Genomic DNA, 395 nt, shown 5'->3' with positions numbered 1-395 from the left:
CTTACCTTAGCCATCGTGCGACTTTCGTCGACTCCCCGTGATGCTTGTGAGCGGCCTAACACCTGAATTAAGCCGACCCGCGAAGCGGGTTCGGCTTGAATGAATTGTTAGGCCCCGTCACCGCTGACACCGGGAGCAAGGCCTTGATAGCCCGCCGCAACTCTAGACTGAGCTTGGGCGAGGAGGAAAGAATAGTCCGCAGAGAACGGCTGCATGAGCGACTTATCCAGTTGACCAGAGATGCGCGATAACGCAACGAACTCTGCGTTGTGTCGGAGATCCAATTGGCCTGTGTCCGCAAAGCGCGAGAACAGCTCGAATAGTACAAGCGCCTCGTCTTGCGAAAGGATCAGCTGGTAATCAACGCTCATAGGGGCCTAACGTCCGAGATAAGC

At 55.7% G+C, this 395-nt stretch carries 1 protein-coding gene; it reads right to left on the bottom strand.

Features of this window, described 5'->3' with window-relative positions:
* Positions 1-107: 107 nt before the first annotated feature.
* Positions 108-371 (bottom strand): hypothetical protein, encoded by a 264-nt coding sequence (locus SB719_RS19100; RefSeq protein ID WP_412159595.1) that lies wholly within the window; start codon positions 369-371, stop codon positions 108-110.
* Positions 372-395 lie beyond the last annotated feature (24 nt).

Origin of the sequence: Pantoea sp. SIMBA_079 (assembly GCF_046940275.1) — a bacterium.
GTDB lineage: Bacteria > Pseudomonadota > Gammaproteobacteria > Enterobacterales > Enterobacteriaceae > Pantoea > Pantoea borealis.
The sequence above is the reverse complement of the archived record's forward strand: the minus strand, read 5'-3'. Positions and strand labels throughout refer to the sequence as shown.

What these genes read in the sequence shown, in the direction of transcription:
- SB719_RS19100 (WP_412159595.1), bottom strand. Translation starts at nt 371, where the DNA reads ATGAGCGTTGATTACCAGCTGATCCTTTCGCAAGACGAGGCGCTTGTA.